The sequence below is a fragment of the Buttiauxella sp. S19-1 genome, assembly GCF_022134725.1.
Taxonomy (GTDB): Bacteria; Pseudomonadota; Gammaproteobacteria; order Enterobacterales; family Enterobacteriaceae; genus Buttiauxella; species Buttiauxella ferragutiae.
The window spans coordinates 1-13734 of sequence record NZ_JAHWLU010000062.1 but is presented as its reverse complement, the minus strand read 5'-3'; the positions used below and the strand labels follow the sequence as shown (position 1 = coordinate 13734).

At 52.2% G+C, this 13734-nt stretch carries 13 protein-coding genes; 11 read left to right on the top strand and 2 right to left on the bottom strand.

Annotation, left to right across the window (positions count from 1 at the left end; translation table 11 throughout):
• Window positions 1–140 precede the first annotated feature (140 nt).
• Window positions 141–1085, bottom strand: coding sequence for a DUF1471 family protein YdgH (ydgH, locus tag MES37_RS14415; protein WP_064547216.1), 945 nt, complete (start codon window positions 1083–1085; stop codon window positions 141–143).
• Window positions 1086–1639: 554 nt separating this feature from the next.
• Here ydgH and pntA point away from each other — a divergent pair.
• Together pntA and pntB are read left to right on the top strand one after the other, a co-directional pair.
• Window positions 1640–3166 (top strand): Re/Si-specific NAD(P)(+) transhydrogenase subunit alpha, encoded by a 1527-nt coding sequence (gene pntA, locus MES37_RS14410; protein ID WP_064547215.1) that lies wholly within the window; start codon window positions 1640–1642, stop codon window positions 3164–3166.
• A gap of 10 nt (window positions 3167–3176) precedes the next feature.
• Window positions 3177–4565, top strand: a complete 1389-nt coding sequence (gene pntB, locus MES37_RS14405) for a Re/Si-specific NAD(P)(+) transhydrogenase subunit beta (RefSeq protein ID WP_064547214.1) — start codon at window positions 3177–3179, stop codon at window positions 4563–4565.
• Window positions 4566–4615: 50 nt separating this feature from the next.
• Here pntB and hpaR read toward each other — a convergent pair whose 3' ends face one another.
• Window positions 4616–5032: a homoprotocatechuate degradation operon regulator HpaR gene (gene hpaR, locus MES37_RS14400; protein WP_064547212.1), complete on the bottom strand. Its 417-nt coding sequence runs from the start codon at window positions 5030–5032 to the stop codon at window positions 4616–4618.
• Window positions 5033–5296: 264 nt separating this feature from the next.
• On the opposite strand from hpaR, the gene MES37_RS14395 reads away from it, so the two are divergent.
• From MES37_RS14395 to hpaA, 9 genes are all read left to right on the top strand, one after another.
• On the top strand, window positions 5297–5929 hold the full coding sequence (locus MES37_RS14395; protein WP_237931824.1) for a fumarylacetoacetate hydrolase family protein: 633 nt from the start codon (window positions 5297–5299) through the stop codon (window positions 5927–5929).
• Window positions 5926–6687, top strand: a complete 762-nt coding sequence (locus tag MES37_RS14390; RefSeq protein ID WP_064547210.1) for a fumarylacetoacetate hydrolase family protein — start codon at window positions 5926–5928, stop codon at window positions 6685–6687. The genes MES37_RS14395 and MES37_RS14390 overlap by 4 nt, the downstream gene beginning before the upstream one ends.
• Window positions 6687–8153, top strand: a complete 1467-nt coding sequence (hpaE, locus tag MES37_RS14385) for a 5-carboxymethyl-2-hydroxymuconate semialdehyde dehydrogenase (protein ID WP_064547208.1) — start codon at window positions 6687–6689, stop codon at window positions 8151–8153. Before MES37_RS14390 ends, hpaE begins: the two co-directional genes overlap by 1 nt.
• Before the next feature lie 10 nt (window positions 8154–8163).
• Window positions 8164–9015: a 3,4-dihydroxyphenylacetate 2,3-dioxygenase gene (gene hpaD / locus MES37_RS14380; RefSeq protein WP_064547204.1), complete on the top strand. Its 852-nt coding sequence runs from the start codon at window positions 8164–8166 to the stop codon at window positions 9013–9015.
• A 9-nt stretch (window positions 9016–9024) separates the two neighbouring features.
• On the top strand, window positions 9025–9405 hold the full coding sequence (locus tag MES37_RS14375) for a 5-carboxymethyl-2-hydroxymuconate Delta-isomerase (protein ID WP_121813340.1): 381 nt from the start codon (window positions 9025–9027) through the stop codon (window positions 9403–9405).
• Between the two features lie 10 nt (window positions 9406–9415).
• On the top strand, window positions 9416–10219 hold the full coding sequence (hpaH, locus tag MES37_RS14370; protein ID WP_064547382.1) for a 2-oxo-hept-4-ene-1,7-dioate hydratase: 804 nt from the start codon (window positions 9416–9418) through the stop codon (window positions 10217–10219).
• A gap of 14 nt (window positions 10220–10233) precedes the next feature.
• Window positions 10234–11025 carry a 4-hydroxy-2-oxoheptanedioate aldolase gene (gene hpaI / locus MES37_RS14365; RefSeq protein ID WP_064547384.1) on the top strand — a complete coding sequence of 264 codons (792 nt, stop codon included), beginning with the start codon at window positions 10234–10236 and terminating at the stop codon, window positions 11023–11025.
• Between the two features lie 108 nt (window positions 11026–11133).
• On the top strand, window positions 11134–12510 hold the full coding sequence (gene hpaX / locus MES37_RS14360) for a 4-hydroxyphenylacetate permease (RefSeq protein ID WP_064547202.1): 1377 nt from the start codon (window positions 11134–11136) through the stop codon (window positions 12508–12510).
• 9 nt (window positions 12511–12519) lie between these two features.
• The gene (hpaA, locus tag MES37_RS14355) at window positions 12520–13410 is read left to right on the top strand and encodes a 4-hydroxyphenylacetate catabolism regulatory protein HpaA (protein ID WP_237931822.1); all 891 of its coding nucleotides are present in this window, start codon (window positions 12520–12522) and stop codon (window positions 13408–13410) included.
• The last annotated feature ends 324 nt before the right edge of the window (window positions 13411–13734 follow it).

Genomic DNA, 13734 nt, shown 5'->3' with positions numbered 1-13734 from the left:
ATAAAAATGGTGGGTAACGTTAAGGCGCGGGATTTTACGGAGAGTACGAGCTGCTTGCAATGGCATGAGCCACAAAATCATCGGGGAAATAAAAAAAGGGCACTCACGGCCCTTTTTAGAATTTTTAGCGGGGGGATATCTTACTTGTACAAATCCGCGCTGATAGTCAAGTTACCACCACGTTCTTCCCATTGACGGGTGATGTGGTAGTACTTAGCGCCTTTCTTCGCAGCGCGTTTCGCAACCTGATAAGAAACTTCAGTGCTGCTGCTGTAGTGGCCGGTGAACTTCACGCTATCAAATGGAACCATTTGTGCGGCGGTGACTTTGTTCACTTCCTGGATTTTTGTACCGTCAGGGAGCGTTACGGTGTAACGGCCACCTTGTGTGGTTTGCGTTTCAAAGAAACGGCCAACATCAGCACTTGGGGTACTGGAACTGGCGACACCCGGGATCTCAACAGCGGCAGCGGCGGCACCACCGGCTGCCAGGGCGGCTTTACCTGCTTCGGAATCAGCAGGGATCACATCAGAACTTTGCACCACACGTTTCTTGGCATCTTTTTTATAGATATAAGCGGTAATACGCTGGTTGCCACCGGAGTTTGCGTCGATTTGACGAACGATGTAGAACGAATCCGCACCTTTTTGTTTAGCCACTTTGGTTATCGCATCGTTAACTTCAGGCTGACTGCGATAAAAACCCTGGATGGTCACGGTATCGAATGGCTCAAGAAGATAGGCTTGATCTTTCGGTAATTCCGTCACGCCATTAATCACGCGATTAGTCGTTTTCTCAGCTTCAGGGGCATCTGCATGATACACATCTGCGACTACACGCCAGTTACCGCTGCTGCCAGTATCGTTAGTGTCCAACACGTAGAAAGATGCCGCACCCATATTATCCGCACGACGAGAAACAGATTTCACTGCTTCGCCAATAGAGTTAAAGCGGCCAGTGATGGTAATGCGATCAAAAGGTTTAAGAGCAGCAGCTTGATCGGGTGTCAGCTCTTTTGCTGCCTGAGCGGACAGCGTAGTAAGAGATATCAGTGCTGACGCCAGAAGAGTGGTCTTGAGCTTCATAAAAATAATCCTTCGCCTTGCGCAAAATGAATACAAATACCGCATTCTCTGAGGGTTACCTGCTAACCGCCGATTATGGCATTGAAACACTGCAACTGTCTGCGGCATTTTTCACTCTTCAAACGCGGATTACAGATATTTTCCATAACGAATATTTATATGTTAATAAAAGAGTCCTTTGACCAGTAAAAGCGGTAAAGCTTACAACTTAATTAGTTAATGTAATGTTAAATATGCAATTTGCGATGGCTCAGAATCGTGAATTGAGGCTAAGTTTAAGCGGATTATCAGGTCTCACAGGTTAAAGTCAGTCAAAAAGAGCTGTCTGAAAGGCTCAACGCTAATCTTTTACGATAATGATACAAATACTGAGATCCTGATCTAGATCACAGGCGTTATTTTCAGTAGGTTATAAAAAGTTTGTTACAGATGTATTTTTATTGAATCGGTAACGGAAATGACGATTGCCTTGTGTTCTAAACAGGCAACGTGTCTGGATTGCCAAGGCAATGTCTGACAAACCATCAACAAAAAATCAGATGGAAGGGAATACTATGCGTATTGGGGTACCAAGAGAGCGGTGGGCGGGAGAATCCCGAGTGGCAGCCACGCCAAAAACAGTGGAGCAATTGCTGAAGCTGGGTTTCACCGTCACCGTTGAGAGTGGCGCAGGTAAGCTGGCAAGCTTCGATGACGAAGCGTTTGTAAAGGCTGGCGCGACCATTTCAGATACCGCTGATGTCTGGCAGTCTGACGTTATTCTGAAGGTGAATGCACCACAGGACAGCGAAATCGAACTACTGCGTGCAGGTTCTACGCTGGTGAGTTTTATCTGGCCTGCACAAAATCCTGAATTACTCGAAAAACTGGCCGCAAAAAACGTCACCGTGATGGCGATGGATTCCGTGCCGCGTATTTCTCGTGCGCAATCCCTTGATGCCCTGAGCTCCATGGCAAACATCGCGGGTTATCGTGCCATCGTCGAAGCTGCTCATGAATTTGGCCGTTTCTTTACCGGGCAAATTACTGCTGCGGGCAAAGTTCCACCGGCTAAAGTGATGGTTATCGGTGCCGGTGTGGCAGGTCTTGCGGCGATTGGCGCGGCAAACAGCCTGGGTGCTATTGTCCGTGCATTCGACACCCGCCCGGAAGTCAAAGAACAAGTGCAAAGTATGGGCGCTGAGTTCCTTGAGCTGGACTTTAAAGAAGAAGCAGGTAGCGGTGACGGCTACGCCAAAGTCATGTCCGAAGCCTTCATTAAAGCCGAAATGGCGCTGTTCGCCGCGCAAGCTAAAGAAGTCGACATTATTGTCACCACCGCGCTGATCCCTGGTAAACCGGCTCCAAAACTCATCACTCGTGAAATGGTTGATTCCATGCAGCCGGGTAGCGTGATTGTCGATTTGGCAGCACAAAACGGCGGTAACTGCGAATACACCGTGGCGGACAAAGTCACCGTCACACCAAACGGTGTAAAAGTGATTGGCTATACCGATTTACCAGGACGTCTGCCAACACAATCCTCTCAGCTTTACGGGACTAACCTGGTTAACTTGCTCAAACTGCTCTGTAAAGAGAAAGATGGCAATACCGTGGTTGATTTCGAAGATGTGGTCGTTCGTGGTGTGACAGTGATTCGCGATGGCGAAGTCACCTGGCCGGCACCGCCAATTCAGGTGTCTGCACAGCCGCAGGCTGCCGCAAAACCTGCTGCACCGGTTGAAGAGAAGAAGCCTGCATCACCGTGGCGCAAATATGCGTTTATGGCACTGGCGATCATTTTGTTCGGCTGGCTTGCGGACGTCGCACCGAAAGAGTTCCTCAGTCACTTCACCGTATTCGCGTTGTCGTGCGTGGTCGGTTATTACGTGGTGTGGAACGTTTCGCACGCATTGCACACACCTTTGATGTCGGTAACGAATGCCATTTCAGGGATTATCGTGGTCGGCGCTGTGCTGCAAATTGGTCATGGTGGCTGGGTTAGCTTCCTGAGCTTTATTGCGGTGCTGATTGCCAGTATCAATATTTTTGGTGGATTCACCGTCACTCAGCGCATGCTGAAAATGTTCCGGAAGAACTAAGGGGTAACACATGTCTGGTGGATTAGTTACAGCAGCATACATTGTTGCCGCGATTCTGTTTATTTTCAGCCTGGCGGGGCTGTCAAAACACGAAACTTCAAAACAAGGCAACTTGTTCGGTATGGCAGGTATGGCCATTGCGCTGGTCGCAACCATCTTTGGGCCTGAAACCGGCAACGTCGTGTGGATTATCGTGGCTATGGTGATTGGTGGTGCCATCGGTATTCACCTTGCCAAAAAAGTAGAAATGACCGAAATGCCGGAGCTGGTGGCGATTCTGCACAGCTTCGTAGGTCTGGCTGCGGTTCTGGTTGGCTTCAACAGCTACCTTGATCACGCGCCAGGTCTTGAGCCAGTGATGGAAAACATCCATTTAACGGAAGTGTTCCTCGGTATCTTCATTGGTGCGGTGACCTTCACAGGTTCCATCGTGGCGTTTGGTAAACTGCGCGGCAAAATCTCCTCTAAACCGCTGATGCTGCCAAACCGTCATAAACTGAACCTGGCTGCGCTGGTCGTTTCCTTCGCGATGCTGATTATCTTCGTGCGTACCGAAAGCGTTGGCCTGCAAGTGCTGGCGCTGTTGGTCATGACTATCATTGCGCTGGTTATTGGCTGGCACCTGGTGGCGTCCATTGGTGGCGCAGATATGCCAGTTGTGGTTTCAATGCTGAACTCCTACTCCGGTTGGGCGGCGGCGGCGGCAGGCTTTATGCTCAGCAACGATCTGCTGATCGTGACGGGCGCGCTGGTGGGTTCTTCGGGTGCGATTCTGTCTTACATCATGTGTAAGGCGATGAACCGTTCCTTTATCAGCGTAATCGCTGGCGGCTTCGGTACTGACGGTTCCTCAACCGGTGAAGGCGAAGAAGTGGGCGAACACCGTGAAATCACGGCAGAAGACACGGCTGACATGTTGAAAAACTCAACGTCAGTGATCATCACCCCAGGCTATGGTATGGCGGTGGCTCAGGCGCAATACCCGGTGGCTGAAATCACTGAAAAACTGCGCGCTCGTGGCATCAAAGTTCGCTTTGGTATTCACCCGGTTGCTGGGCGTTTGCCAGGCCACATGAACGTTCTGCTGGCTGAAGCCCGCGTACCGTATGATGTGGTTCTGGAAATGGACGAAATCAACGATGATTTCACCGACACCGACACCGTTTTGGTTATCGGCGCGAACGACACGGTGAACCCGGCAGCACTTGAAGATCCACGCAGCCCAATCGCGGGCATGCCAGTGCTGGAAGTGTGGAAGGCGCAGAACGTTATCGTCTTCAAACGCTCGATGAACACCGGTTACGCAGGGGTGCAAAACCCACTGTTCTTTAAAGATAATACCCACATGCTGTTCGGTGACGCGAAAGCCACCGTGGAAGCAATTTTGAAAGCACTCTAGTTTTTAAGTAATTGAGATGCTCAGCAAAACCGCCTTTCGGGGCGGTTTTTTTATGGTTCGCCCAGAGCAATAAGCTCTTGTAGCAGCGCCGTCAGCTGTTGCATTTTCTCCGGCGTAAACTGAATTTCAATCTGCTTATAGGCCTCTTCAACTTGCGCCTGCGCGCGGGCATACAGCGCATTTCCCTCTTTGGTCAGTGAGATGTACAACTTACGCTGGTCGTTAACCGGTTTTAACCGCAGCACCAGACCATCGCGTTCCATACGCGTCAAAATACCCGTCAGGCTGGGGCGAAGGATACAAGTACTGAACGCCAGATCATGAAAATCCATGGAAGGGTTGTCAGCCAGCACACGAATAATCCGCCACTGCTGCTCCGTTAAATTGTGCTGCTTAATAATCGGGCGAAAGTAGCCCATTGCCACTTCTCGCGCCTGCATCAAGGCGATGGTTAAAGAAACCTGCATCATGCCTCCTGGTGTCTGAACTCATTAATATGTGAATAATATAATAATGTTGCTTTTATCGACAGCTTATTTTCCTGTGAAATAACAGTAAGTTTTACAAAAAATTAATAACAACTTGATAAATAACAACTTAATTTAAATAATGTAAATTTATTGTTAATCAAATCACAAAAAATTAACTCGCGCTTGCTAAATGCATAATGGGGGAATAAAACATATTGTTAATATATTAATGAAATGTTTGCTGTCTCTGAGGAGCTATCAATGAAAGGTACTGTTTTCGCCGTAGCGCTCAACCACCGCAGCCAGCTTGATGCCTGGCATGAGATGTTTGAGAAAGCCCCCTATAAAACACCCCCTAAAACGGCGGTCTGGTTTATCAAACCGCGCAATACCGTCATTCGTGGCGGTGAGCCGATTCCGTATCCGCAGGGGGAAACGGTGCAGAGCGGTGCCACCGTGGCGCTCATTGTTGGAAAAGCAGCACGCAAAGTGAGCGTTGAAAACGCGCATCAATATATTGCCGGTTATGCACTGGCCAACGACGTCAGCCTGCCGGAAGAGAGCTTCTACCGTCCGGCAATCAAGGCGAAATGCCGTGATGGTTTTTGCCCGCTAGGGGAAATCGCTACCGTTGATGACGTCAACAATCTCACCATCGTGACTGAAATTAACGGTCGCGAAGCCGACCACTGGATCACCACAGACTTGCAACGCAATGCCGCCGAACTGCTAAGCGCGCTGAGCGAATTTGCAACCTTAAATCCCGGTGACGCTATTTTGCTTGGCACACCGCAGTCCCGTATCACGTTGCGTCCAGGTGACCGCGTGCGTATTCAGGCCACAGGGTTCCCGGCGCTTGAAAACCCAGTAGTTGCCGAAGGAGAACTCGCATGAAAAAGGCTCGTATTCGTTATCAGGGGCAGGATATTGACGTTTGCGTCGATGGGCAAAATCAGGTGCTGCTGGCAGGCGGCCATAAGCTCGAAAACGGCACTTTTAGCTGGCTGCCACCCGCCGACGGCACGCTGTTCGCGTTGGGATTGAACTATGCCGATCACGCCAGCGAACTGGATTTTAAGCCGCCGGAAGAACCGCTGGTATTTATCAAATCAGCCAATAGTTTTATCGGCCATGAGCAGGAGTCAGTTCGTCCGGACAACGTCGAGTACATGCACTACGAAGCAGAATTGGTGGTGGTTATCGGCAAAACGGCGCGCAAAGTCAGTGAGGCAGATGCCATGGATTACGTTGCCGGTTATACCGTTTGCAACGATTACGCCATCCGCGACTACCTGGAAAACTACTACCGCCCAAATCTACGGGTAAAAAGCCGCGATACCCTGACCCCAATTGGCCCGTGGATTGTCGATAAAGCCGATATTCCGGACCCGCACAACCTGGCTTTGCGCACCTGGGTTAACGGTGAATTGCGCCAGCAGGGCACCACCGCCGACTTAATTTTCAACATCCCGTATCTGATTGCTTATCTCAGCGATTTTATGACCCTGCAACCAGGCGACATGATCGCCACCGGCACGCCGAAAGGGCTGTCTGACGTGGTACCAGGGGACGAAGTGGTGGTCGAAGTTGAAGGCGTGGGCCGTCTGGTCAACCGCATCATCAGCCAGCAGGCGTATGAGGAGCAGCTGTAATGAAAAAGATTAATCATTGGATCAACGGCAAAAACGTCGCGAGCAAAGACTACTTCCAGACCACCAATCCGGCGACGGGCGAGGTACTGGCGGATGTAGCTTCTGGTGGCGAAGCTGAAATCAACAGCGCGGTTGCCGCTGCCAAAGAGGCCTTCCCGAAATGGGCTAACTTGCCGATGAAAGAGCGTGCGCGCCTGATGCGCCGCCTGGGTGACTTGATTGACCAGAACGTGCCGGAAATTGCGGCGATGGAGACTGCCGACACCGGTTTGCCTATCCATCAGACCCAAAACGTGTTGATCCCACGCGCTTCCCATAACTTCGAATTCTTTGCTGAAGTGTGCCAGCAGATGAACGGCAAGACCTATCCGGTCGATGACAAGATGCTCAACTATACCCTCGTCCAGCCAGTGGGGGTTTGTGCGCTGGTGTCGCCGTGGAACGTGCCGTTTATGACGGCCACCTGGAAAGTTGCACCATGCTTGGCGTTGGGTAACACCGCGGTACTGAAAATGTCTGAACTGTCGCCGTTAACGGCCGACCGTCTGGGTGAACTGGCGCTGGAAGCAGGGATTCCGGCGGGTGTGCTGAACGTGGTGCAGGGCTATGGTGCGAACGCGGGCGATGCCCTGGTGCGTCATAACGATGTCCGCGCTATCTCGTTTACCGGCGGTACCGCTACCGGACGGCGCATCATGCAGAATGCGGGTCTGAAAAAGTATTCCATGGAACTGGGCGGTAAATCGCCGGTGCTGATTTTTGAAGATGCCGATATTGAGCGCGCACTGGATGCCGCGCTGTTTACCATCTTCTCGATCAATGGCGAGCGCTGTACTGCGGGCTCACGCATCTTTATTCAGCAAAGCATCTATCCAGAATTCATCAAACGTTTTGCTGAACGTGCAAACCGCCTGCGTGTCGGCGACCCGACAGACCCGAACACCCAGGTTGGCGCATTGATCAGCCAGCAACACTGGGAAAAAGTGTCCGGCTATATTCGCCTCGGCATTGAAGAAGGCGCGACACTGCTGGCGGGTGGCCCTGATAAACCGTCCGATTTGCCTGCACATTTGCGCGGCGGCCACTTCCTGCGACCAACGGTGTTGGCGGATGTCGACAACCGTATGCGCGTGGCACAAGAAGAAATTTTTGGCCCGGTTGCTTGCTTGCTGCCATTTAAAGACGAAGCGGAAGGCTTGCGTCTGGCTAACGACGTTGAATACGGACTGGCTTCATATATCTGGACCCAGGATGTCAGCAAAGTGCTGCGCCTGGCGCGGAGTATCGAAGCGGGGATGGTGTTCGTGAATACCCAAAACGTGCGCGACCTGCGTCAACCATTCGGCGGCGTGAAAGCCTCTGGTACCGGACGTGAAGGTGGTGAGTACAGTTTTGACGTGTTCGCCGAAATGAAAAACATCTGCATTTCCATGGGCGACCATCCGATCCCGAAATGGGGCATTTAAGGAGAATATCATGGGCAAATTAGCGTTAGCCGCCAAAATCACCCACGTACCGTCAATGTATCTCTCTGAACTGCCGGGGAAAAACTACGGTTGCCGCCAGGCCGCCATTGACGGGCATAAAGAGATCAGCAAGCGTTGCCGTGAACTGGGTGTTGATACCATTATCGTGTTTGACACCCACTGGCTGGTCAACAGCGCCTATCACATCAACTGCGCCGACCATTTTTCCGGGGTCTACACCAGTAACGAACTGCCGCACTTTATTCGCGACATGACCTACGACTACGACGGTAACCCGGAACTGGGGCAATTGATCGCCGACGAAGCGGTGGCGCTGGGCGTGCGTGCCAAAGCGCACAACATCCCAAGCCTGAAGCTGGAATACGGCACGCTGGTGCCGATGCGTTATATGAACAGCGACAAACATTTCAAAGTGGTGTCCATCTCTGCTTTCTGTACCGTTCACGATTTTGCCGACAGCCGTAAGCTCGGTGAAGCCATTGTCAAAGCGATTGAAAAGTATGACGGTACCGTCGCGGTGTTCGCCAGCGGCTCGCTGTCGCATCGCTTCATTGACGACCAGCGTGCGGAAGAGGGAATGAACAGCTATACCCGTGAATTTGACCATCAAATGGATGAGCAAGTGGTCAAGCTGTGGCGCGAGGGCAATTTCAAAGCGTTCTGCACCATGCTGCCGGAGTATGCCGATTACTGCTACGGCGAAGGCAATATGCACGACACAGTGATGCTATTGGGGATGCTGGGTTGGGACAAATATGACGGCAAGGTGGAGTTTATCACCGAGCTGTTCGCCAGCTCCGGTACCGGCCAGGTGAACGCTGTTTTCCCGCTACCCGCCTAAGGACAAACCATGCCGCATTTTATTGCTGAATGTACCGACAACATCCGTGAACAGGCCGATTTACCCGCGCTGTTTGCCCAGGTTAACGAGGCGCTAGCCGCTACCGGCATCTTCCCGATTGGCGGCATCCGTAGCCGGGCAATCTGGCTGGATACCTGGCAGATGGCCGATGGGAAGCACGATTACGCTTTCGTACACATGACGTTGAAAATCGGTACCGGGCGCAGCCTGGAGAGCCGTCAGGAAGTCGGGGGTATGCTGTTTGAGATGATAAAAAACCACTTTGCCGCCCTGATGGACAGCCGTTATCTGGCCTTGTCGTTCGAGATTGAAGAACTGCACCCTACGCTGAATTACAAGCAGAACAACGTGCATGCGTTGTTCCGTTGAGGTCACCAAAATGCTAGATAAATCAATTCATAGCCTGATTGCCCAGCGGTTGAACCAGGCTGAAAAGCAGCGTGAGCAGATTCGCCAGATCTCGCTTGATTACCCAACGATCACTATTGAAGACGCCTACGCCATTCAGCGCCTGTGGGTCGAAATGAAGATTGCTGAAGGCCGCGTGCTAAAAGGCCACAAAATCGGTCTGACCTCAAAAGCGATGCAGGCCAGTTCACAGATCAGTGAGCCGGACTTCGGCGCGTTGCTTGACGACATGTTCTTCCACGACGGCGGCGACATCCCAACCGATCGCTTTATCGTTCCGCGCATCGAAGTGGAGCTGGCGTTTGTGCTGGCAAAACCGCTGCGTGGCCCAAATTGCACGTTGTTCGACGTCTACAACGCCACCGACTACGTGATTCCAGCACTGGAGTTAATCGACGCCCGTTGCCATAACGTCGATCCGGAAAGCCAACGTCCGCGCAAAGTGTTCGACACCATCTCCGATAACGCCGCCAATGCCGGAGTCATTCTCGGTGGTCGCCCGATCAAACCCGACGAACTCGACCTGCGATGGATTTCGGCACTGCTGTATCGCAACGGTGTGATCGAGGAAACCGGCGTTGCTGCTGGTGTGTTGAATCATCCGGCGAACGGCGTGGCATGGCTGGCGAATAAGCTCGCCGCTTACGACGTCCAGCTGGAAGCAGGGCAGATCATTCTTGGCGGTTCGTTCACCCGTCCGGTTGCCGCGAGCAAAGGCGACACCTTCCATGTCGACTACGGCAACATGGGTTCGATCAGTTGCCGCTTTGTGTAAGGGGAAACAAGATGATGAAAAATAGCTTTAAAGAGGCGCTGAAGGCGGGGCGTCCGCAAATTGGATTATGGCTGGGATTGTCCAGCAGCTATAGCGCCGAGCTGTTAGCGGGAGCGGGTTTCGACTGGTTGCTGATTGACGGCGAACATGCGCCGAACAACGTGCAGACGGTGCTCACTCAGTTGCAGGCGATTGCGCCATATCCCAGCCAAGCGGTGGTTCGTCCGTCGTGGAATGATGCGGTGCAGATCAAACAACTGCTGGATGTCGGCACGCAAAACCTGCTGGTGCCGATGGTGCAGAACGCCGAAGAAGCTCGCGCGGCGGTTCGTGCCACACATTATCCACCGCAGGGTATTCGTGGCGTGGGCAGTGCACTGGCGCGCGCTTCGCGCTGGAACCGCATCCCGGATTACATTCATCAGGCCAATGACGCAATGTGCGTACTGGTGCAGATTGAAACCCGCGAAGCACTAAATAATCTTCCACAGATTCTGGACGTTGAAGGCGTCGATGGCGTGTTTATCGGCCCGGCCGATCTCAGTGCCGACATGGGGTTTGCTGGTAACCCGCAGCATCCGGAAGTCCAGGCCGTCATTGAACGTGCCATCGTGCAAATTCGCCAGGCGGGCAAAGCTCCCGGCATTTTGATGGCTAACGAGCAACTGGCAAAACGCTATCTGGAACTGGGGGCGCTGTTCGTCGCCGTCGGTGTGGATACCACGCTGCTGGCACGTGGAGCCGAGGCACTAGCCGCGCGCTTTTGCGAGCAGAAAATCTCGTCAGATTCGTCCGGTGTTTACTAGCACTATCAATCACAACATTCATTGCTAATTGCCATCTGGTGTCATCGCGCCAGGTGGTGTGGTACCCACGCTGTCTCACTACAAAAATGCCCATCAGAGGAAAGGACAATGAGCGACGCATCACCTGCAATCCCGGAACAACTTAACCCTGCTGACCAGCATAAACAGCTGACTGCCAGACAGCAGTCAGTCATCAACAAGCTGTTTCGTCGTTTGGTTCTGTTTTTGTTTGTGTTGTTTATCTTCTCATTTTTGGACCGCATCAATATTGGTTTTGCCGGGCTGACCATGGGGCAGGATTTGGGGCTTAACGCCACCATGTTCGGGCTAGCCACCACGCTGTTTTACGCCACCTACGTGATTTGCGGTATTCCCAGCAACGTGATGCTTAGCATCGTCGGTGCGCGCCGCTGGATAGCCGCCCTGATGGTGTTGTGGGGCATTGCCTCCACCGCAACCATGTTCGCCGTCGGGCCGAAAAGCTTGTATGTGCTAAGGATGCTGGTGGGCATCACCGAAGCGGGCTTCCTTCCGGGCATTTTGCTCTACCTGACTTACTGGTTCCCGGCGTTTTTCCGCGCTCGTGCCAACGCGCTATTTATGATTGCGATGCCCGTGACCACCGCCCTGGGTTCGATAGTCTCAGGCTATATTCTCTCGATGGATGGTCTGTTGAATTTACACGGCTGGCAGTGGCTGTTCTTGCTCGAAGGTTTCCCATCGGTGCTGCTCGGTATTTTGGTTTGGTTCTGGCTGGATGATTCCCCGGCTAAGGCGAAATGGCTGACTGAAGATGACAAGAAATGCCTGCAAGAGATGATGGATAACGACCGCCTGACCCTGGTTCAGCCGGAAGGGGCTATCAGTCATCATGCCATGCAGCAGCGCAGTCTATGGCGTGAAGTCTTTACGCCCATTGTCCTGATGTACACCTTTGCCTACTTCTGCCTGACTAACACGCTCAGTGCTATCAGCATCTGGACGCCGCAAATTCTGAAAAGCTTCAACGAGGGCAGCAGCAATATCACCATCGGCCTGCTGGCCGCTATTCCGCAGATTTTTACTATCCTCGGGATGATTTACTGGAGCCGCCATTCGGATAAACATCAGGAACGAAAACACCATACCGCCTTACCGTTCCTGTTTGCTGCTGCGGGCTGGTTATTGGCGTCGGCGACCGACCATAATCTGATCCAGCTATTGGGGATAATCATGGCCTCCAGTGGTTCGTTTAGCGCGATGGCGATTTTCTGGACCACGCCAGATCAGTCAATCAGTTTACGCGCCAGAGCAATCGGCATCGCAGTGATCAACGCTATGGGGAATATTGGGTCGGCGCTAAGTCCGTTTATGATTGGCTGGCTGAAAGATATTACCGGCAGTTTCAACAGCGGATTATGGTTTGTCGCCGCGTTGTTGGTCATTGGGGCGATTGTTATTTGGCTTATCCCGATGAAATCCTCGCGCCCACGTGCCACGCCGTAAGGAACCACTATGTGCCAGCGTGCGATCGCCAATATCGACATCAGCAAAGAGTACGAGGGAAGCCTGGGCACAAAAGATGTGCATTACCAGTCGTTTGCCCGCATGGCTGAATTTTTTGGCCGTGATATGCAGGCACATCGTCATGACCAGTATTTTCAGATGCACTTTCTTGATACCGGGCAGATTGAACTGCAACTCGACGATCACCGCTACTCGGTGCAAGCCCCGCTGTTTGTGCTGACACCACCGTCGGTTCCGCACGCTTTTATCACCGAGTCAGACAGCGACGGCCACGTGCTCACGGTACGCGAAGATCTCATCTGGCCGCTGCTGGAAGTGTTGTATCCCGGCACGCGGGAAGCGTTTGGCTTGCCGGGAATATGTTTATCGCTGGCGGATAAATCGGAGGAGCTGGAAGCATTGGCGCACTATTGGCGGCTAATTGAACGTGAATCATCTTCGCAGTTGCCAGGGCGCGAGCACACGCTGGTATTATTGGCGCAGGCGGTTTTTACGCTGCTGCTGCGTAATGCGCCACTGGACGATCTGGCCGCCAGCGGGGTGCGTGGCGAACTTAAACTGTTCCAGCGTTTTAACCAGATGGTCGATAAAAACTACCATTTACACTGGAATATGCCGGACTATGCGGCGGAGCTGCATTTGACGGAGTCACGTCTGACGGACATCTGCCGCCGTTTCGCCAACCGCTCGCCAAAGCGGCTTATTTTTGACAGACAACTGCGTGAAGCTAAGCGGCTACTGCTGTTTTCTGACAGCACCGTCAGCGAAATCGGCTGGAAGCTTGGTTTTAAAGATCCTGCCTATTTTTCCCGCTTTTTTAACCGCTTAGTCGGTTGCTCGCCGAGCGAGTTTCGTGCTCAGCAGGTTCGTGTGTCGTAAGTTTTTCGCGCTCTGATATTTTGCGTGAGGGATAACAGTTGGCCTCGCAGGTTTTCCATTCACCCGTGCGTTCAGTTATCTCTTTAATTTCCGATAACGGTGAACGGAACCTTCTCCGTACGGGCACTTTCTCTTCCTGCAATACCACAAATGCCCGTAACCTCCTGCGGGTTCATTTCCTAACATCTCCGAATGTGACCTCGCTCACTGATCAATCCTCTGATTAAGCCTACCTTCAATTTTTAATTATCATATTGATTTTATTATATTTGTTTGAATTATGTGTGAAATTGAATCATACATTCAGGCTAATAACTCCATCTA